Below are 19449 nucleotides of genomic sequence, written 5' to 3'. Positions count from 1 at the left end.
CCGACCGCGCACCGAGCGAACGTGACCTGTGGCACGGGCGAGGACCAGACATGAATCCGTTGATCGCACAGATCAATGCCGAGCAGGTACGCGACGACATCCCGGACTTCCGCGCCGGTGACTCCGTCCGCGTCCACGTACGCGTCATCGAGGGCAACCGCTCCCGTATCCAGGTCTTTGCCGGCGTGGTGCTGGCCCGCAACGGCGGTGGCCTGACCGAGACCTTCCTGGTCCGCAAGGTCAGCTTCGGCGTGGGCATCGAGCGTACCTTCCCGGTCCACAGCCCGATCATCGAGAAGATCGAGGTCGAGCGTCGCGGTGACGTCCGCCGCGCCAAGCTCTACTACCTGCGTGAGCGTCGCGGCAAGGCTGCCAAGATCAAGGAAAAGCGCGAGAACTGAGCCTTCGTCGGTCCTCCCGCGGGATCCGCGGGAGGATGCTCGCCCACCGGCTACTGTGACCGGTGACAGCTCAGGGGAGAGGCGGCGCCGGTGAGTCCGGAGCAGGGCACGCGCACGGTCATGGAGAAGAAGGTGACCTCGGACGAGGAGGCGGCACAGCAGCGTACGCTGGGGCACCGGATCTGGTCCGGGATCCGCGAGTTGGGCTTGATTCTGCTCGGCGCGCTCATCATTTCGGTGGTGCTGCGCACCTTCATCGGCGAGATGTTCCTCATCCCCTCCGGTTCGATGGAGCAGACCCTCCAGATCGATGACCGGGTCGTCGTCCAGAAAATGGTTGACTTCCAACGGGGCGACATTGTCGTCTTCGAGGACCACAACTCCTGGCTCAGCATTGAGCCCGAAGATCGCGGCCCCTTCGTCAGTGCCCTGGAGTTCATCGGAGTGCTGCCCAACGCCTCCCAGAATCACCTCATCAAGCGGGTGATCGGGCTTCCCGGAGACCGGGTCGAGTGTTGTGACGCCGAGGGGCGCCTGATGGTCAACGGTGTGCCGATTGACGAATCGGCCTACCTCTATGTCAACAACCAGGGCGAGATGGTGGAGCCCTCGGAGATGCGGTTTGCGGTCGTGGTGCCGCAGGACCGGATCTTTGTGATGGGCGACCACCGCAACGCGAGCTCCGACTCCCGCTGCCACCTCAACGATCTGGTGCCCGGCAGGGAGGACGGCGACTCTGCCTTCATCCCGGTCGAGGCCGTGGTCGGCTCAGCGGTCGCGATCGCTCTGCCGTTCGAGAACATGCGCACCTTCTCGGTGCCAGAGGCGTTCGCGGCCGTACCCGATCCCTTGGAACCGGCGCCGGACAAACCGGTCATCGAATCGGCCGACAGCACCTGCTGAGATGGGCCCGCTGCCAGCTGCCGCCGGTCGGCAGCGTTTCGTGGTACGCCGAGGTTCGGCGTACGGCTATGAACGTGCGTTGCACCGGGCCGGCCTGGGCCCGGTGGCTGGTGCCGACGAGGCCGGCCGTGGCGCCTGTGCCGGACCGCTGGTCGCAGCTGCGGCGATCCTCGATCCGAAACGTCCGATCGCCGGCCTGGACGACTCCAAGAAGCTGACGGCCGCCACCCGCGAGCGCCTCCACGACGAGATCCAGGAGCGGGCGCTGGCCTGGGCCGTGGTGCGGATCGAGGCTGACGAATGCGATCAGCTGGGCATGCACGAGGCCGACCTGGCGGCGCTGCGGCGTGCCGTCAACCGGCTGGAGATCACCCCGGAGTTCGCCCTCACCGACGGCTTCGAGGTGCCCGGCCTGGGCTGCCCATCGCTGGCGGTGTGGAAGGGCGACCAGGTCGCCGCCTGCGTCTCGGCAGCCTCGATCCTGGCCAAGGTGACCCGGGACCGAATCATGACCCAGATGGCCGCCGAGCTGCCGGCGTACGGATTCGAGATCCACAAGGGTTACAACACGGCGTTGCACCAGGAACGGCTGGCCGCGCACGGCCCCTCGGCGCAACACCGGATGCGGTATCGCAACGTCCGCGAGGCGGCCCGCAAACACGGCGTTGCCCTCCCGGCAGCGCTGCGGGACCCCGAACCTGCCGACGAGGGCTAGAGTGGTCTCACCATGAGCGCAGAGGACCTGGAACAGTACGAGACGCAGCTCGAGCTGCAGCTCTACAAGGAATACAAGGACGTCGTCGGGATCTTCACCTACGCGGTCGAGACCGAGCGTCGTTTCTACCTGTGCAACGCGGTCGACCTCAAGGTCCGCACCGAGGGTGGCGACGTCTACTACGAGGTGTCGATGGGCGATGCCTGGGTCTGGGACATGTATCGTCCGGCCCGCTTCGTCAAGAGCGCGAAGGTATTGACCTTCCGTGACGTCTCCATCGAGGAGATTGCTCAGAACGACCTTCAGGTGCCCGACGAGGCCTGACCCGACGAGGCCTGATCCGATGCGGCCTGATCTTGGTCGGCGGCGCGGTTGTCGGTACGCCTGGCGCCGGCCCGGAAGTTGGCGATCACCATCCCGGCGAAGGCCAGCGGCAGGCCGATCAGCATCAGCCAGTTGAAGTTGCCGGTCAGCGTGTCCCACAGCAGCGAACCGAGCAACTGACCCGCCACGATCCCCAGCGTGAGGACGAAGGCGCCCACCCGGCGTACGAACAACGCCACCGCCATGATGTAGACCACGCCCACGAAACCACCGACGTACAACCAGATGCTCGTCGGATCGGTCGGAGGCGTGTGGAAGGGCACCAGGCCGGTCGCCACCCCCACGGAGGACACCACCAGCAGCACGGCGGTGCCGATCAGGAAGTTCACCAGCGAGGGGCCGATGCCCTCCTGACTGACGACATTGAGCCGTCCGGTGGCCGCCATCTGCACCGACAACGCGATGCCGGAGACCACGCCCAGGGCGAGCAACGCGATGGCCACCACCGACAGCGGCTTGCCCCAGGCAACGATCAACACGGCGATCACCATCACCACTGCACCGATGATCCGATTGGTGGTGATGGGATGGCGGGGCAGGTCCAACCAGCCGAAGGCGTCCAAACACATCGACCCGATCACCTGACCCAGCACCATGGCGCTGATGAAGGGCGCCACGCCCAGCAGCGGCACCGACATGGACTGGGCGAGGATGTAGGTCGCCCCGCACAAACCTCCGGTGAAGGCCCACCACGGCACGCTGCGCTCCCGGACGGCCCGCCAGATCCGGGCGGCTCCCGCCCGTCCGGAGCGGTTGACCACGGCCAGCACCACCAGCGAGGCCAGACCGACGATGAAGGAGATGGTGGCGGCGATGAGTCCGTGCCCGACCCGATCGGCCAAGGATCCGTTGATACGGGCCTGGGAGGCGCTGAGCACGCCCAACAGCACGGGAAAGATCGCCAGCGCAGCCTGCGCACGGGAGGAGTTGTTCTGGGTCACCCACCGACCCTACGCCTCACTCCACCCATGACAGATTCGTGACCCAGGTGGTGGTCAGGGGGTGCGGGTCAGGGGTCGGTGAGCAGCGTGAAGTAGTCGTACAGCCCGATGGGGATCGGGTCGTCGAAGTGCAGGACGAACTCGACCACGGGCAGCGGTCCGGTCGGGGTGGGCAGCTCGGTCTCGCGGGAGCTCGTGGCGTGCGCCAGGCCGAGGTAGTAGTGCTCGGCGCCCTCGGCGTCGTCCTTCTTGACGAAGACCTCCAGATCGATGCCGTCGGCGATCGGGGCGGTGTCGCCGCTGGTCAGAGTGCGGTTGCTGCGGGAGTACCAACGCATGCTGCTGCGATCCAGCAGCTGGTCGTGGTAAGCCTGTCGGGCAGCAACATCGGGGGACTTGTCGAGGGTGACGAACAGCGCCGCCACGCCGCGACCGGGATCGGTGCGGTAGCCATAGACCGTCGAGGCGACCTTGGTGCCCCAACCGAGGATCCGCGCGGCGTCGCGCCGGGTGTACTGGCGGCCAGGTGTGAAGCGTCGATCGGCCCGGTAGCGCTCCCGATTCACGGCCAGCCCGGTCCGGAGCAGGTCCTTGATGGCCACCCGGAACGGCTCGGAGGCCTGCCACTCCCGGCGTACGACTTCACCGAGGCGCAGCGTGCCGTCCAGCTCGGTGATGATCGGGGAGCGGTACGCCGCGGTGTCCTTGGCGTTGTAGCCGCGCAACGCGAGACTGTCGATCGCCGAGGTGACCTCCGTGGCGCCGGTCAGGAGCCCCTCAGCGGCGAAGGCCGGGGAGATCTCCTCGCAGCGCACCACGCCCTGGTCCAACAGCAATGACAGCAACACCAGTTCGTGGAGTCGTTTGGCCGCCATCGCCTCCCGCGACAGCAGCGCCAGCGCCCGATCGGCGTCCTCGCTGAGGCCCGAGTCCACCTTGAGCAGCTTGCGTACCAAGGTGGGGTAGTTGGCATCCCGGGTGGCCAACAGCACCGGATCAGCTGACTCGAAGCGATGGAAGTCCCACAGCCGGGGTACGCCGCCGACCCGCCGCTGCAGGGTCCGCAGCGCGACCCGCAAGGTGGCGTAACTGTCCAGCCGGGCCGAGCCAATGGCCCGTAGGATTCGCTGCCGGGACAGTTCGTCGAAGCTGACGCTGGACAATCCCGGCACCTGGCCGGTGGCAGCGCTGGTCTCGGTGAGTTGGCGCCGCAGCGCCTCCTTGTTGAGCGACTCGTCCCCGAACAGGGCCACCGGGATCAAGAAGTTGGAGGCGTAGTTGCCGATCATGTCGATGACCACCAGGTAGTCCTTGCCCGGCGCCAGCCGCAGGCCGCGGCCGAGTTGCTGCACGAACACGATCGCCGAGGTGGTCTGCCGCAGCATCACGACCTGGTTGACGCTGGGGATGTCGACGCCCTCGTTGAAGACGTCGACGGTCAGCAGGTAGTCCAGTTCACCGTTCTCGAGGGCGGCCACCTGCTCCTCCCGGAATGCCACCGCATCAGCACCGGTCAACGCGCGGGTGCGCAGCGGCTGACCGTGCAGGGTGCGCTGGTTCAAGGCCTCAGCGAGCTGATGGGCCTCCTCGGTGCGACTGCAGAAGATCAACCCCCGCGGTGCGACACCGGCCTGGCCGTAGACCTCCAGGGTGGTGACCAGGCGGTCCATCCGTTCGGGTGTGACGAGCCGACGCAGGTCGGCGTGTTCGTCGATGCCGGCCACGTCGGCGATGCCGTAATAGTGGAAGGGCACCAGCATCTCGGCTTCGAGGGCGTGCTGCAGTCGGATCTCGTAGGGGACCACATGGTCGAAGAGTTCGAAGACATTGAAGCCGTCGGTGCGCTCCGGTGTGGCGGTCATGCCGAGCAGGAAGTCAGGGGTGAGCCGGTTGATGACCCGCTGGTAGCTGGCAGAGCCCGCCCGATGCGCTTCGTCGATGATGACGTGGTCGAAGGCCTCGGGCGCGATGGTGGCCAGCACATCAGGCCGCGCGAGTGTCTGGATCGTGGCGAAGACGTAGCGGCGGTCCTGTTCCCGGGCTCCGCCGGTGAGCTTGCCGTAATCGCTGCGGGGGCCACCCAGCACGCGGTGGTACTCATGGATGGTGCGGTCCAGGATCTGCTCGCGGTGCACCACGAAGAGCAGCCGCCTGGGCGCCACGGCGCGGACGTCGAGGGCAGACAGGATGGTCTTGCCGGTGCCCGTGGCCGACACGATGATGGCCCGACGAGCGCCCTCGGCCCGGGCCAGGTCGAGCGCCAGCAGGGCATCACGCTGCATTCGGTTCGGGGTGATCGCGAAGTCGTGAGAGTTCACATCGGCCGCGGGATCAGACAGCGGCCGTGGTGCCTCCGTGAAGCGAGCCGGTAGCGGTGACCAACTGGCCTGGTAGTCCCGGATCCAGTCAGCGGTGAGAGGGTCGGAATGATCCAGCTGTTCGGCGATCAGCCGGTCCAGCTGGCGATGCAGATCGGAGCGCCGGGTCGCCGAGACGGCGACATTCCACTCATGGTTGGCGGACAGCGCTGCACTGGTGAGGTTGGAACTGCCGATGATGGCGGTGGTGCTGTCGCGGCTGTGGAAGAGATAGCCCTTGGGGTGGAAGCCCTTGGCCTGGTGCAGGCGTACCTCGATGCGGCTGTGTCGGGACAGGTTGAGCAGCTCGGCGAAGGCGCGTGGCGAGTTGAAGTCCTGGTAGGTGGAGGTGACGATCCGGCCGGTCCCGGTGAAGTCGACCAGGTGTTGCTTGAGTTGGGCCACCGCCGCATCGGTGACGAAGGCCACCGAGAAGGTGAAGCTGTCGCAGCGGCGTAGTTGCTCCACCAGTTCGTGCTGGACGGTGCCGTCGAGGTGGTTGAGCACCAGGTGCGGATGGTGCAGCCGTGGTGCCTCGTTGGCGAGGTCGAGCAGTCCGTACTGGACGTCGGCCCGGAAGCGCTGCTGCCAGTTCCGGGCAGCGTCCGCGTCGTCGCGTACGCCGAAGTCATGGGTCACTCCGCCAGGCTAGCCGGACCGGTCGTCCACAGGCAGGAAGAGGACCGAAGTTGTCCACAGATTCACCGGTGACCGACGAAAACGCTGATCCGGTACCGCTGATGTCAGATGTGACGAACCACAACATCCAGCTGGGCGTCCGCGGGGAAGACCTCGCCGAACGCCACTTACTCGAACGCGACCGAGCCGAGATCGTGGCGCGCAACTGGCGTTGTCGCCACGGTGAGCTCGACATCATCGCCCTCATCAACGCGGACCAGTGCGGCGGCACGGTGCCACCCGCTCGCCCGATCTTGGCCTTCGTCGAGGTGAAGACCCGGCGCGGGCTTGGGTTCGGCGACCCGATGGAGTCCATCACCGATGAGAAACTCAACCGGCTACGGCTGTTGGCAGGGACCTACATGTGTGAGCATCCCGCCAACGTTCAGATGCGGATCGACGGCATCGGGGTGCTGTGGGAGCCGGGCCGGCAACCGCGGGTCAGTCACCTCACAGGGCTGGATTCGGCATGGGGCTAGCCACCACGCTGTCGGTTGCCCTGTCCGGGATGGACGGGCAGTTGATCGAGGTCGAAGCGGCCACCGGCGGTGGCCTGCCCCGCACCGTGCTGGTGGGGCTGCCCGACACCGCCCTCTATGAGGCCCGCGACCGCTGCAAGGCTGCCGTGGCCAACAGTGGCGGTGGTTGGCCACAACAGTTGGTCACCATCAACCTCACCCCGGCCAGCATCCCCAAGGGCGGCAGCCATTACGACCTGGCGATCGTGACCGCCGTGCTCGCCGCCACCGGTGCGGTCGAGCCGGAACGGCTTCAGGGCTGGTGCTTCCTGGGGGAGTTGGGGCTGGACGGCCGGGTACGCCCGGTCAGCGGACTGCTGGCCGCGGTCATCGCGGCTGCCAGGCTCGGCATCGAGCGGGTGGTGGTGCCGGCCGACCAGGCGACCGAGGCTCGGTTGGTGTCCGGCATCAGGGCCGTCGGCGTGAGCCAGTTGAGCGAACTCATCACCTTCCTGAAGGGGGAGGGCGCGCCACCGGACATGCCCACGATCGGGACCGCGCCACCCGACCCGGGGGACCACCCGGTGCCGGACCTGGCCGACGTGCGCGGCCAACCCGAGGCACGGTGGGCGCTGGAGGTCGCCGCCGCGGGACGTCACCACATGTTCCTGCACGGCCCGCCCGGGGTCGGCAAGACGATGCTGGCGGAGCGGCTGCCGGGGCTGCTGCCGGACCTGACGGAATCCGAATCCCTGGAGGTGTCGGCGATCCACTCGATGCTGGGCGACCCGCTGCACCAGCTGGTGCGCCGGCCTCCCTATGCGGACCCGCACCATTCGGCCTCGCCGGTCAGCCTGGTCGGCGGCGGAGCCCGTCAGATCCGGCCCGGGTCCATCTCGAGGGCCCACCTGGGAGTGCTCTTCCTGGACGAGGCGGCCGAGTTTCCCGGCCGGGCTCTGGAGCAGCTGCGTACGCCGCTCGAATCGGGCCGGGTGGTGATCGCCCGGGCATCCCAGCAGGTCATCTATCCGGCGCGGTTCCAGCTGGTGCTGGCGGCCAACCCCTGTCCCTGCGGGCTGGCCGGCCAACGCGGCGGGCAGTGCCGATGCACGCCGATCGCGGTCCGGCGCTACGCCGAAAGGTTGTCCGGTCCCATCTTGGACCGGATCGACATCCACCAACAGCTGGTGCCGCAGCCGCGCGCGATCGCCGCCGACGAGCAGCCGGAGTGTTCGGCCACGGTCGCACAGCGGGTCGGCGAGGCCCGGGAACGGCAGGAACGTCGCCTACGCGGCACTGGTTGGCGCACCAACAGCGAGGTGCCGGGCCCGTATCTGCGCAACCATCTGCCGCTGCCGACCGGGCTGCAGGTGGTGGATCGGGCCGTACGGGTGGGGCAACTGTCAGCCCGCGGCTTGGACAAGGTGTGGCGGCTGGCGTGGACGCTGGCCGACCTGGCCGGAGTCGACGTGCCCGGCCCAGCCGAGGTGCGACAGGCACTGGGCCTGCGCAGAGCAGAGGAGGAAGCAGCGTGATGGATGAGGATCTGCGGGCTCGGATCGGGCTCAGCCTGGTGCTGGAAGCTGGCGACGCGGCGATGTTGTCCTTGGTCACCGAGCGGGGTGCGGTCGAGGTGTGGGACGCCCTGCCCGACAGCGACCACAGCGCTGCACGTCGAATGGCCGACGTCGACCCCGAACGGGTCTGGGAGGCAGCCCAGCGTGACGGCGTGGGCTTCATCACGCCCAGCCACCCGGATTGGCCGGCCGGCCTGGACGATCTCGCCACCTGCCCGTGGCAGGAACGGTTGGGGGGTGTGCCGGTGGGATTGTGGATGCGTGGTAACCGGGAACGGTCACTGACCCGGGCCAGCGGCGACGCGATCGCCATCGTCGGATCCCGGGCAGCGACCCCGTACGGCTCCCGGGTCGCCGCCGAGCTGGCGCTGGAACTGTCAGAGACAGGCCGCACGGTGATCTCGGGAGCGGCGTACGGCATTGATGCGGCCGCCCACCGAGGTGCGCTGCTGGGCAGTGGCGGCACCGTGGCGGTGCTGGCCTGCGGCGTCGATGAGGCCTATCCGGCCAGCAATGCAGCGCTGCTGGGTCGGATCGCCCAGGATCACCTGATCGTCTCGGAGTTGCCGCCCGGTGCGCATCCGACCCGGATGCGATTCTTGGCGCGCAACCGCATCATCGCTGCGCTCACCAGGGGCACCGTCATCGTCGAGGCAGCGCATCGCAGCGGCGCCCGGAACACGGTGCGATGGGCCAGTGACCTGATGCGTACGGTGATGGCCGTGCCCGGCTCGATCGAGTCGGGGATGTCGGAGACCCCGCACCGCCTGATCCGCGCGGGGGAGGCGCTGCTGGTCACCTCCGCTGCCGAGATTGGCGAGGCCACTGCACCAGCGGGGGAGGAGACCCTGGAGTGGCAGTCCCAGCCCGCCACCGCGGTCGATCAGCTCGATCCGGGTCTGTTGACCATCTTCGAGGCGGTGCCAGGGCGCGGTGGCTGCACCATCTCGGACCTGACCTTGGGGACTGGTCAGTCGGCCGGGGCGGTGATGGCGGGGCTGCAGGAACTCGAGGAACTGGGTTTGGTCGAGTACCGACCGAGTTGGGGGTGGCGGTTGCGTCCCAACTCGATCGGCTGACTCAGCTCACCAGGATCGTCACGCCACCGGACAGGGTCCAGCGCAGCGTGCCGTGCTCGAAGCGGACCTGTCGGGACCCATTCGGGCCGGCCTCCTCGCTGCCCAGCGGCAGACCCAGCCAGCTCTGGTCAGCGCCCATGGCGGCGTACTGGTCCCAGATCCGGCCGTAGACCGCAGCCAGGTTGCCATTGAGGTAGATCCGGCCGTTCTCGAAGTCCTGCACGATCCGGCCCTGCCGCAGGTATTCGCCGCTGGTTGGCACGCCGAGCGCGGTGCTGAGGCCTTCGTAGTTCGCGCCGAACCAACCGAGCACCGGCTGGGCGCCAGTGTCGATCCGCCACACCATCCAACCGTTGGCGAACCGGGTCTGCCGCGACCCAGCAGGGCCGGCCTCCTCGCTGCTGACCGGCAGGCCCAGCGCGCTCTCGTCGGCTCCCATCGCGTTGTAGCGGTCCCAGATGGTGCCGTAGACGGCATGCAGGGAGCCGTTGGTGAGATAGAAGCGGCCGCGGGTGAAGTCCTGCACGATGCGACCCTGACGCAGGTACTCGCCGCTGGTCGGGACACCGACGGCATTGGACAGTCGGTCGTAATTGCTGTTGAACCAGCCATAGATCGGCTGGGCGTCGGTGGGCAACGTCCAGATCATCCGGCCGTGCTCGAAGGTGGTCACCCGGGATCCGTGCGGCCCGGCTGTCTCGTTGCTGCGGGGCAGACCCAGGCCGCTGGTGGCGCCGCCGAGTTCCTTCCAACGGTCACGGATCCGACCCTGGACCACCGCAATCTCACCGGTCGGCGAGGCATAGGCGGTGACGTTGGCGAAGTCAGCCCAGCTACCGCCATCGGCGGTTTCCTTGATTCCGCCGACCATGGCACCCCACGGTCCGTTGGCACCGCCCTCAGCAGCCCAGCGGTCGGAGATCGGCGACCTGTCCGGCTCCTCGCCGGTGCCCATCAACTGCGCTGTACGCTGCCGGATCCAGTCCAGTTTGGGTCTGAGGTTGACGCCGGGGCAGTCGGTGGCCGTCAGCGCCTTGTGAGGCTCGATCGTGTTGATGGTGCGACCGTTGAGGGTGGTCTTGCCCAGCGGATCGATGCCGTGCAGGGAGAACTTCCAGGCGAACACCGAGACCATCGCCTCCAGCGAGACGTCGGTCGGCTTCATGGTGTCGGAGTTCATCATGATCGACACTCCGACGGTGGCGGTGTTCCAGCCGCCCGCGTGGGCGCCAATGATGGGCTTGTCGATGCCGCCATGGCGACCCTCGTAGATCTTGCCGTACTTGTCGACAAGGAAGTTGTAGCCGATGTCACACCAGCCACGGTCGCGTACGTGGTAGGCGTAGATGCCGCGTAGCTGGGCCGCGGCCTGGGCTGCGGTGTAGTTGTTGGAGCCGGCGGTGTGGTGCACGACACCAGCCTTCAGGGTGCTGGCGATGTTCGGCGCGACACAGTCGGGGGTGATGAGCCTCTCGTCCGCGCCCCACTGGGCCCTCGTGGTGATGACGGGCTGAGCCGCCCCGTTGGCAGCGGACCGGCGCTGGACCTGTGGCCGCTGCTGGGTGTCGGTGCTGCGAGTCTCTGAGCGGATCAGGCTGACCTGGACGTCAGACGCGGCACCGGTGCCACGCAGGCGTACCTCGAAGCCGGTCGCCTCCCCCACCCACAGCGGCTCACTGCCACCGCGCGCCTCGCCTTCGGCCTCCTCGCTCAACGTCAGCTGCTGCCAGTCGGACCACCCGTCCTCGCCATCGACGCGTACCTCGGCGTCCAGGGCGCGCAGCGATCCCTGCCAGGTCACTGCGACCAGCGTGAAGGGATCGACCTTGTTCTGGCGCAGCTCGCCGGCCACCTGCTCACCGGAGCTCGCGGTCGGAAGGTCGATGCGTTCGATGGGCGTGGACTCGTCCTGGGCTGCGGCACCGGTCACGACGAACAGCGGCGCCAGCAGGGCCAAGGTGATGGCAACGAGGACCGAACGAAGCTTCGGCACAGGGGATCCTTCCAGGGGCCGCGGGCCCAAGCCCGATGCCGGCGCCACAGTTGTGGCAGCAGTGGTCATCGGGACGCATGGGACTGGTGTGATCATGAGGCTAATCCCGACCCCGGGATCCGGCCATGTCCGGTTTCAAGTAGGGGTTGAGCTCAGTGGGCCCCACGGAGGGACGACAAAGCCCCTGGTCCTGAAGGACCAGGGGCTGGTGCGACCATCGCTGGTGTCCGAGAGAGGACTTGAACCTCCACGACCCTCAACAGGTCACTAGCACCTCAAGCTAGCGCGTCTACCAATTCCGCCACCCGGACAAGGGTGTGCTGCCTCGCCTGCAACAGCTTCGGAAGCTTAGCAGGCGAGCGCGGGGAGGAGGCAAATCGGCGAGGGTGGCAGGATGACCCCATGATCAGCCCTGATGCCAGCACCGTTGCCCGCCCGGACGCCGAAGTCGTGGAGCTCTGTTCGGAGCTGATCCGGATCGACACCTCCAACTACGGCAATGACGACGGCCCCGGCGAACGTGACGCTGCTGAGTACGTTGCCGCCAAGCTCGATGAGGTCGGCATTGAGTCCCAGCTCTACGAGTCCGAACATCGGCGTACCACCCTGATCGCGAACTGGGAACCGGAGGGCTGTGACCCCTCGCTGCCGCCGCTGCTGTTGCACGGCCACCTCGACGTGGTGCCGGCAGCCCGCGACCAGTGGAGCGTCGACCCGTTCGCGGGTGAGATCAAGGACGGCTGCGTCTGGGGCCGCGGCGCGGTCGACATGAAGGACTTCGACGCCATGATGCTGTCGGTGATCCGGGACCGGGTCCGCACCAACCGACCCACCCGGCGCCCGATCCGGCTGGCTTTCACGGCCGACGAGGAGGCCGGCTCGGTCAAGGGTGCGGTCTGGCTGGTCGAGAACCATCCCGACACCGTCGCCGACTGCAAGGAGGCGATCGGAGAGGTCGGTGGCTTCTCGATCACGATCCGTGACGATCTGCGGCTGTACCTGATCCAGACCGCAGAGAAGGGCATCGCCTGGCTCAAGCTGATCGCCGACGGTCATGCCGGCCACGGCTCCTTCCGCAATGATGACAACGCCGTCACCGAGCTCGCCTCGGCGATCAGCCGGATCGGCAACTACCAGTGGCCCAACCGCCTGGCGCCGGCTCAGCAGGCCTTCCTGGAGAACGTCTCGGAGGCGCTCGAGGTCGACCTCGACTACGACGACGTCGAACCGACCCTGCGGAAGCTCGGCAGCATTTCGCGGATGGTCGGCGCGACCATGGCCAATTCTGCGAACCCGACCATGCTGGAGTCCGGCTACAAGGTGAACGTGATCCCCAGCCAAGCCACCGCCGGTGTCGATGGCCGTTTCATCCCCGGCTATGAGGAGGAGTTCTTCAGCACCATCAAGGAACTCATCGGTGAGAAGGTCCGTTACGAGATGATCAACCGGCAGCCAGCCGTGGAGACCGAGTTCGCCGGTGACCTGGTCACCGCGATGCAGGCCGCGATTGGCTCGGAGGACCCTCACGGCAAGGCGATCCCGTACCTCATGAGTGGTGGCACCGACGCCAAGGGCTGGGCCCGGCTCGGCATCACCCACCTCGGGTTTGCGCCATTGAAGTTGCCCGCCGAGCTCGACTTCGTGTCGATGTTCCACGGCGTCGACGAACGGGTGCCCACCGCGTCACTCGAGTTCGGAGCTCGCGTCTTCGACCACTTCCTCGAGCAGGCCTGATTGCCGAAGTATCCGGTTGAGTACGAGACCCGACGGGTGCGCATCGAACGCACCGTCGGGCTCAACGCGGTGCGCCGGATCCTGACCGACGAGGCCGAGTACGGCGGGTGGGAGTTGCAACGGCTCCGGCGCTACCGCGACGGCACGCGTGAGGTGTGGGTGCGCCGCAAGATCATTCGGGTACGCCCGACGCTGGACTCGACCCTGTTGTGAGGGCGGCGCCGTGGTGCCGGTGGATGGATCTGCCAGCCGATTACTCGCGGCCCTGGACCGGGCCCCCAGAAACATCGTCGAGGGCGGCGATGATCTCGGCCGGCAACGTGGCGGACTCCGCAGCCAGCAACGGTGCCAACTGGGAAGTGTTGCGTGGCCCCACGAGCGGTGCGGTGACCCCGGGCGCGTCGCGCACCCACAGCAACGCCACCTGGACCGGATCCAGCTCCAGGCCGGCGGCGGCGCGGGCGACCGCTTCGACGATGCTGCGGTTGCGCGGCGTCAAGTAGGGGTCGACGAACCACGCGAAGTGCGGTGAGGCGCCGCGGGAACCCCGTGGCGTCTCCTGGCGGTACTTCCCGCTCAGCACGCCACGCCCCAGCGGCGCCCAGGGGAAAAACCCCAGGTCGTAGGCGCGGACCGCCTGCAGCACCTCGAACTCGGCTCGTCGCGCCAGCAGCGAGTACTCGACCTGCGAGCTCACGATCGGATTGCGGCCCGGCACCGCTCGCTGCCAGGTGACCGCCTCTCCGGTCTGCCAGCCCACGTAGTTGGAGATGCCGACGTAGCGCACCATGCCCAGGCTCACCGCACGATCCATCGCGGCCAGGGTTTCTGCCAGCGGTGCGCCGCCCCAGGCGTGCACCTGCCACAGGTCCACGTGGTCGGTCTCAAGGCGACGCAGGGATGCCGTCAGGTCGGCGAGCATGGTCTTGGCCGAGGTGTCCACGGTGCGTTCGCCCTGGCGTACGCCGAAACCTGCCTTGGTGGCCAGCACCAGATCCTCACGGTGCAGGTGGTTGGCCTTCATCGCGGCCGCCAGGATGCGTTCCGCCTCGCCGTTGCTGTACGCAGCAGCCGTGTCGACCAGGTTGCCGCCCGCCTCGGTGAAGTCACGCAGCAGGGCCGCGGCGGTCTCCGGGCTGGTGTCCCGACCCCAGGTCAGCGTGCCCAGCCCGACCCGCCCCACAGACAGTCCACTGGCACCGACTCGTCGCATCTTCACGCAGCGACCTTAACGGGTGGGGCGACGGGCGTTCCGAATCAGCCGTTGGCGACGGCGTACGCCTCCTGGAGAGCCTCGCGCCATTCATTGCCGGGCTCGCTCGCGGTTCAGGTGGCTGCGATCACACCGAAGGCCAGCAGGCCGGCCAGGACGATCGCGAGCAGTACCCGGTAGATCACGAACGGGGTGTAGTTGTTGTGGCTGACCCACTTCAGCAGCCAAGCAATGACCGCCAGGCCGACCAGGAAGGAGATCGCCGTCGCGACGATCACCGGGCCCCAGGCCGTGGTGGCGGCGTCGATGTCCTTGAGCTTGTACAGCCCCGATCCGAACACCGCCGGCAGCGCGAGCAGGAAGGAATAGCGGGTGATCGCCTCGCGCTTGTAGTTGAGCAGCAGGCCACCGGTCCAGGTGGCGCCGGACCGGGATACGCCCGGGATCAGCGCGAGCGCCTGGAAGCCGCCCAGGATGAGACCGTCACGCCAGCTCAGATCCTTGAGGTCCTTGGTCTGCTTGCTGGTCCGGTCAGCGAAGAGGAGGAACAGACCAAATCCGGCCAACACCGCCACGGTGACCCACAGGTTGCGCAGCGTCGAATCGATCATGTCCTCGAAGAGCAGCCCCAACAGAACGATCGGGACCGAACCGATGATGATGAGCCAGCCGAGCCGGGCATCGGCGTCGTCGCGCGGGATCTTGCCGACCAGGGCCAGACACCAGGCCTTGATGATGCGGCCGATGTCCTTGGCGAAATAGACCGCGACTGCGGTTTCGGTGCCGAGCTGGGTGACGGCGGTGAACGCCGCACCCGGGTCACGGCCCTCGAAGAAAAGCCGGCCCACGATGAGCTGATGGGCGCTGGATGAGACGGGGAGAAACTCGGTCAGGCCCTGGACCAGTCCCAGGATGATGGCTTCCCACCATGACATCGGCGTGCTCCTTGAGGTTCGGCAGTGTCCGGGTCCGCTGACCGAACCCCGCAAGGAGCGTAATGCCTGAGCGCCTTCGGGCAACCACCTGCGGGCCGGCGCGGTGGCCCGGGTGGCTCCGACCGTGGTTGGCCGGTGGGTCAGACTGGGGGGCGTGACGATCCATCAGGACCATCCCTTCGCGACTCCGCCAGAGCTGCGCGAACCGCTGCGACGGCTGCGCGGTCAGTTGGCTGCGCCGGTGACGGTGTGGACCTGTGGCGAGTTGCCGCGGGCGTATGGCTGGACGGTCTCCTCGTTGATGGTGGCCGACGGCAATCCCGCCGAAGTGGTCGGACTGCTGGACCGTGATACTGACTTCGCCGATGCGCTCGCCGAGGCCGATCGCTTCAGCGTCAACGTGCTGGCGCGGGGACAGCAGCAGCTGGCCGAGGTCTTCGCCGACCTCGCGCCGTCTCCGGGCGGCCGATTCCGCACCGGGGAGTGGATCATGACCGACTGGGGACCTCGCCTGACCGATGCGGTGGCCTGGTTCGGCGTACGCCGGGATCCTGAGCCGGGCAGCAGCGGCTGGTTCTGGCGAGTCCAGGGGGCCATTGAGGCGATCGAGGTGCCGGCGCTGCCGCCGGAGCCGCTCGTGCACCTTCGGGGCCAGTCCCGCAAGCCAACCATCGACAGCCAAGGAGCCCGATGAGCACCGTGATCCTGTTGCGGCATGGTCGCAGCACCGCCAACACCGCCAAGGTCCTGGCCGGACGTACGCCAGGGGTCGAGTTGGACGCCACTGGCCGCGAGCAGGCCGCAGCCGTGGCCCGGGAACTGGCCTCGGTCGGACTGGTCGAGATCGTCAGTTCCCCTGTGCTGCGGTGCCGTCAGACGGCCGACGCGGTCGCGGCCACCACCGGGCTGGCGGTGAGTGAGGTTGCGGGCCTGAGTGAGTGCGACTACGGCGACTGGTCCAACCGACCGCTGAAGGAACTGGCCGAGGAGCCGCTGTGGCGAACCGTGCAGCAGCGCCCCAGCGCGGCCGCCTTCCCCGGTGGGGAGTCGCTGCGGCAGATGTCGGCCCGGGCGGTGGCAGCGATCGCCGAGGTGGACGCTCGGATCACCGCCGAGAACGGCCCGGCGGCGGTGTGGTTGGCGGTCAGCCATGGCGACCCGATCAAGGCAGTCCTGGCCGATGCGTTGGGGATCCACCTGGACGGCTTCCAGCGCATCAACGTCGACCCGGCCTCGTTGTCGCTGGTCAGCTTGCACGAGGGCCAGTCCCGGCTGGTCGCGCTCAACCGCACCGTGGGCTCGCTGGTGGACCTGATCCCGGCCGCCCCCGAGGCCGAGGCAACGGTTGGCGGCAGCACTGGCGCTGGGGCGAGGGGATAGGCTGCGTCCATGGCCAACTTCTCCTATCGCTACGAGTCCCCGGACCGGTTCGTCGCCGGCACCGTGGGGCAGCCGGGGGAGCGGACCTTCTTCCTGCAGGTGCGGGAAGGCAGCCGGCTCACCTCGGTCGCCTGCGAGAAGCAGCAGGTGCAGGTGCTGGCCGATCACCTCGAAAAGGTGGTGTCGTTGGTGACGGCCAGCGATGATCCCCCGCGCGGTCATAGCGACAACGATCCCCTCGACGTCCCCATCACCGAGGACTTCAGGGTCGGCACCATGACGATCGCCTGGGATCCGCAGGTCAGCAAGATTGTCATCGAGATGTTCTCGGTCACCGATGTCGTCGAGACCGACGATGCCGATGAGGCCGAGCTGTTGGAGGCCACGACCAGTTCGGCCGAAGAGGTGCTGGTGGTCCAGATTGAACCCTCCCGGGCACGCGAGTTCATCGACCGGGCCCGGGCGCTCGTCGCTGCTGGCCGCCCGGCCTGCCCGTTCTGCAACCAGCCGCTCGACCCCGGTGGCCACATCTGTCCGCGGGCCAATGGCTACCGCAAGCCGCTCTTCTGACCCCTCGGCACGTCCGGCAACTGCGGTGCCAGCACCAGCCCCACACGACCCTGCTTGGGCTGGCAATCTCGAGTCGGCCGAGGTACGCATCCTGGGCCGACTGACCGAGGCGTCCAACGCGACGTTCCTGATCGAAGCCGATTCCGAACGGTGGGTCTACAAGCCCCGATCCGGGGAGAAACCGCTGTGGGACTTTCCTGACGGCACTCTGGCCTGGCGCGAGATCGCCGCCTTTGAGTTGTCCCACCGGGCCGGTTTCGAGGTGGTGCCCTGCACGGTGCCGGTCGATGGGCCGTTGGGGGAGGGCTCGGCACAGCTGTGGGTGGAGACCTCCGAGGAAGATCTGGTCGAACCGGCGGTCGACGTCTTCGACCCGGATGCGTTGCGGCCCGGCTGGATGCCGATCTTCGAGGCCGAGGACGGGGCGGGCAACCCGCTGCTGGTGGCCCACCGGGCCCTGCCACGGTTACGTCGGATTGCTCTGTTCGACGCCATCACCAACAACTCCGATCGCAAGGGCGCGCATCTGGTCGGGGCGCCTGCGACGGCGTACGGAGTCGACCATGGACTCTGCTTCCACGCCGAGGACAAGCTGCGCACCGTGCTGTGGGGGTGGGCCGGCGAGCCGCTGACCGCTGACGAACGCACCCTGCTGGACCGCGCCGGCCACATCGTCGAACAGTTGGACGATTGGCTCAGCCAGCCGGAGTTGGAGGCGCTGGCGGCCCGCATCGCCGGGGTGGTGGAGCAGGACCGGCTGCCACAACCGGGCCAGGGTTGGCCCGCGATTCCGTGGCCGCCACTGTGATGTTCACCCGCAGCGGTCACGGCCTCCGCCATTGGCCGGGCGCATTAGGCTGAGAGCCATGCAGTCGTGGTCTGTTCCGCTTCCTCGTCCCGTCTCCGAGATCCCCGGGGGAAGTGAGGACCCCACCCCCCTTCGGCTTCATGACACCCGGGCAGGAGAGCTCCAGGAGGTCGGCCCCGAGCACGGCACCGCGCGGATGTACGTGTGCGGCATCACCCCCTACGACGCGACGCACATGGGGCATGCGAACACCTACGTCGCCTTTGACCTGGTGAACCGGGTCTGGCGGGACCGGGGCCTGGCGGTGGCGTACGCCCAGAACGTCACCGACGTCGACGATCCGTTGCTGGAACGGGCCACCGCCACCGGTGTGGACTGGCAGCAGCTGGCGTTGGACCAGACCCAACTGTTCCGCGAGGACATGACCGCGCTGAATGTGTTGCCGCCGGAGCACTTCGTCGGGGCGGTGGAGTCGATCGGCCTGATCGACGAGGCAAACGAGCGGACCCGGGAACGTCTCTACCAGGTCGAGGAGGACTGGTACTTCGCGCTGGACCATCCCGAAGAGGTGCCGTTGGTGGCGCTCGGCCGCGAGGAGGCCTTCACCCTGTTCGGCGAACGTGGTGGCGACCCGGAACGTCCCGGCAAGCGTCATCCGCTTGATGCGCTGGTGTGGCAGGGCAAGCGCGACGGGGAACCGTTCTGGCCCTCCAGCCTCGGCGCGGGCCGGCCGGGATGGCACATCGAATGTGCCGTCATCTGTCAGCACCGACTGGGCGCCGACATTGACCTGCAGGGCGGCGGTTCCGACCTGGTCTTCCCGCACCATTCCATGTCGGCGGCTCACGCCGAAGTCCTCGACGGTCCGTTGGCCCAGCACTACGCGCACGGCGGCATGGTCGGCCTGGACGGCGAGAAGATGTCCAAGTCCAAAGGCAATCTGGTCCTCGTCTCCGAATTGCGAGCCCGTGGCGTGGATCCGATGGCGATCCGGCTGGCGCTGCTGAACCAGCACTACCGCACCGACTGGAGCTGGACCGAGGAACTGCTGCAGCAGGCGATGGCCCGACTGGAGCGCTGGCGTACCGCCGTGGCGCGGCCGGGGGCTGATCCCAGCGACACCATTGCGGCCGTCCGGGCCGCGCTGCGCAATGACCTGGATGCCGCCGCGGCGCTGGCGGCGGTCGACGCCTGGGCCGAGGCGACACCGGGCACCGAGGCGAGCAGTGAGCACAGCGCCCTGCTGGGCGCTGCGGTGGATGCATTGCTGGGCGTACGCCTCTGAACCCCTGACCGGGGAGTAGAGTGCAGGGCAACGAACCA

General features: G+C 67.8%; 19 protein-coding genes and 1 tRNA gene. 14 read left to right on the top strand and 6 right to left on the bottom strand.

What is annotated here, in order from left to right:
• Window positions 1-50 precede the first annotated feature (50 nt).
• The 4 genes from rplS (at window position 51) to CGZ91_RS07935 (ending at window position 2343) form a co-directional block, all read left to right on the top strand.
• Window positions 51-401, top strand: coding sequence for a 50S ribosomal protein L19 (gene rplS / locus CGZ91_RS07950; protein WP_094449646.1), 351 nt, complete (start codon window positions 51-53; stop codon window positions 399-401).
• A 120-nt stretch (window positions 402-521) separates the two neighbouring features.
• Complete coding sequence (gene lepB, locus CGZ91_RS07945; RefSeq protein WP_094453979.1) at window positions 522-1304, top strand: signal peptidase I; 783 nt, start codon at window positions 522-524, stop codon at window positions 1302-1304.
• A gap of 1 nt (window position 1305) precedes the next feature.
• Window positions 1306-2019 (top strand): ribonuclease HII, encoded by a 714-nt coding sequence (locus CGZ91_RS07940; RefSeq protein ID WP_094453977.1) that lies wholly within the window; start codon window positions 1306-1308, stop codon window positions 2017-2019.
• 12 nt (window positions 2020-2031) lie between these two features.
• Window positions 2032-2343 carry a DUF2469 domain-containing protein gene (locus CGZ91_RS07935; protein ID WP_094449649.1) on the top strand — a complete coding sequence of 104 codons (312 nt, stop codon included), beginning with the start codon at window positions 2032-2034 and terminating at the stop codon, window positions 2341-2343.
• Here the strand turns inward: CGZ91_RS07935 and CGZ91_RS07930 are convergent.
• Entirely contained in the window at window positions 2322-3344 is a 1023-nt protein-coding gene (locus tag CGZ91_RS07930; RefSeq protein ID WP_094453975.1) for a DMT family transporter, read from the bottom strand. The two genes, CGZ91_RS07935 and CGZ91_RS07930, sit on opposite strands and share 22 nt — an antisense overlap.
• Before the next feature lie 68 nt (window positions 3345-3412).
• Window positions 3413-6340, bottom strand: coding sequence for a DUF3427 domain-containing protein (locus CGZ91_RS07925; protein WP_094453973.1), 2928 nt, complete (start codon window positions 6338-6340; stop codon window positions 3413-3415).
• Window positions 6341-6441: 101 nt separating this feature from the next.
• Between CGZ91_RS07925 and CGZ91_RS07920 the strand changes: the two genes are divergently transcribed.
• The 3 genes from CGZ91_RS07920 to dprA are packed head-to-tail and all read left to right on the top strand — an operon-like array spanning window position 6442 to window position 9493.
• Window positions 6442-6858: a YraN family protein gene (locus tag CGZ91_RS07920; RefSeq protein WP_094454182.1), complete on the top strand. Its 417-nt coding sequence runs from the start codon at window positions 6442-6444 to the stop codon at window positions 6856-6858.
• The gene (locus tag CGZ91_RS07915) at window positions 6849-8372 is read left to right on the top strand and encodes a YifB family Mg chelatase-like AAA ATPase (protein WP_094453971.1); all 1524 of its coding nucleotides are present in this window, start codon (window positions 6849-6851) and stop codon (window positions 8370-8372) included. Before CGZ91_RS07920 ends, CGZ91_RS07915 begins: the two co-directional genes overlap by 10 nt.
• On the top strand, window positions 8372-9493 hold the full coding sequence (dprA, locus tag CGZ91_RS07910) for a DNA-processing protein DprA (protein ID WP_094453969.1): 1122 nt from the start codon (window positions 8372-8374) through the stop codon (window positions 9491-9493). The genes CGZ91_RS07915 and dprA overlap by 1 nt, the downstream gene beginning before the upstream one ends.
• A gap of 1 nt (window position 9494) precedes the next feature.
• Here the strand turns inward: dprA and CGZ91_RS07905 are convergent, their stop codons facing one another.
• Both CGZ91_RS07905 and CGZ91_RS07900 read right to left on the bottom strand, forming a co-directional pair.
• Window positions 9495-11486, bottom strand: coding sequence for an N-acetylmuramoyl-L-alanine amidase (locus CGZ91_RS07905; protein ID WP_179229272.1), 1992 nt, complete (start codon window positions 11484-11486; stop codon window positions 9495-9497).
• 221 nt (window positions 11487-11707) lie between these two features.
• Window positions 11708-11797 (bottom strand) — tRNA-Leu (locus tag CGZ91_RS07900).
• Window positions 11798-11888: 91 nt separating this feature from the next.
• On the opposite strand from CGZ91_RS07900, the gene CGZ91_RS07895 reads away from it, so the two are divergent.
• Together CGZ91_RS07895 and CGZ91_RS07890 are read left to right on the top strand one after the other, a co-directional pair.
• Window positions 11889-13220 carry a M20/M25/M40 family metallo-hydrolase gene (locus tag CGZ91_RS07895; RefSeq protein ID WP_094453965.1) on the top strand — a complete coding sequence of 444 codons (1332 nt, stop codon included), beginning with the start codon at window positions 11889-11891 and terminating at the stop codon, window positions 13218-13220.
• Window positions 13221-13433: a DUF5703 family protein gene (locus CGZ91_RS07890; RefSeq protein ID WP_094453963.1), complete on the top strand. Its 213-nt coding sequence runs from the start codon at window positions 13221-13223 to the stop codon at window positions 13431-13433.
• A gap of 40 nt (window positions 13434-13473) precedes the next feature.
• Here the strand turns inward: CGZ91_RS07890 and CGZ91_RS07885 are convergent, their stop codons facing one another.
• Window positions 13474-14433, bottom strand: coding sequence for an aldo/keto reductase (locus tag CGZ91_RS07885; protein ID WP_094454180.1), 960 nt, complete (start codon window positions 14431-14433; stop codon window positions 13474-13476).
• Between the two features lie 113 nt (window positions 14434-14546).
• A complete protein-coding gene (locus tag CGZ91_RS07880; RefSeq protein WP_094453961.1) occupies window positions 14547-15368 on the bottom strand; it encodes an undecaprenyl-diphosphate phosphatase in 822 nt (273 codons plus the stop codon).
• Between the two features lie 154 nt (window positions 15369-15522).
• Between CGZ91_RS07880 and CGZ91_RS07875 the strand changes: the two genes are divergently transcribed.
• The 5 genes from CGZ91_RS07875 to mshC are packed head-to-tail and all read left to right on the top strand — an operon-like array spanning window position 15523 to window position 19411.
• Complete coding sequence (locus CGZ91_RS07875) at window positions 15523-16062, top strand: flavin reductase family protein (RefSeq protein ID WP_179229271.1); 540 nt, start codon at window positions 15523-15525, stop codon at window positions 16060-16062.
• Complete coding sequence (locus CGZ91_RS07870) at window positions 16059-16748, top strand: MSMEG_4193 family putative phosphomutase (protein WP_094453957.1); 690 nt, start codon at window positions 16059-16061, stop codon at window positions 16746-16748. The genes CGZ91_RS07875 and CGZ91_RS07870 overlap by 4 nt, the downstream gene beginning before the upstream one ends.
• Window positions 16749-16757: 9 nt before the next feature.
• Window positions 16758-17318 carry a DUF3090 family protein gene (locus tag CGZ91_RS07865; protein ID WP_094453955.1) on the top strand — a complete coding sequence of 187 codons (561 nt, stop codon included), beginning with the start codon at window positions 16758-16760 and terminating at the stop codon, window positions 17316-17318.
• Window positions 17319-17343: 25 nt separating this feature from the next.
• Window positions 17344-18126 carry an SCO1664 family protein gene (locus CGZ91_RS07860; protein WP_229116500.1) on the top strand — a complete coding sequence of 261 codons (783 nt, stop codon included), beginning with the start codon at window positions 17344-17346 and terminating at the stop codon, window positions 18124-18126.
• Between the two features lie 58 nt (window positions 18127-18184).
• Window positions 18185-19411: a cysteine--1-D-myo-inosityl 2-amino-2-deoxy-alpha-D-glucopyranoside ligase gene (mshC, locus tag CGZ91_RS07855; protein ID WP_094453951.1), complete on the top strand. Its 1227-nt coding sequence runs from the start codon at window positions 18185-18187 to the stop codon at window positions 19409-19411.
• The last annotated feature ends 38 nt before the right edge of the window (window positions 19412-19449 follow it).

This window comes from Parenemella sanctibonifatiensis (assembly GCF_002250565.1).
GTDB lineage: Bacteria > Actinomycetota > Actinomycetes > Propionibacteriales > Propionibacteriaceae > Parenemella > Parenemella sanctibonifatiensis.
This window is presented reverse-complemented; position numbering and strand designations above follow the sequence as displayed.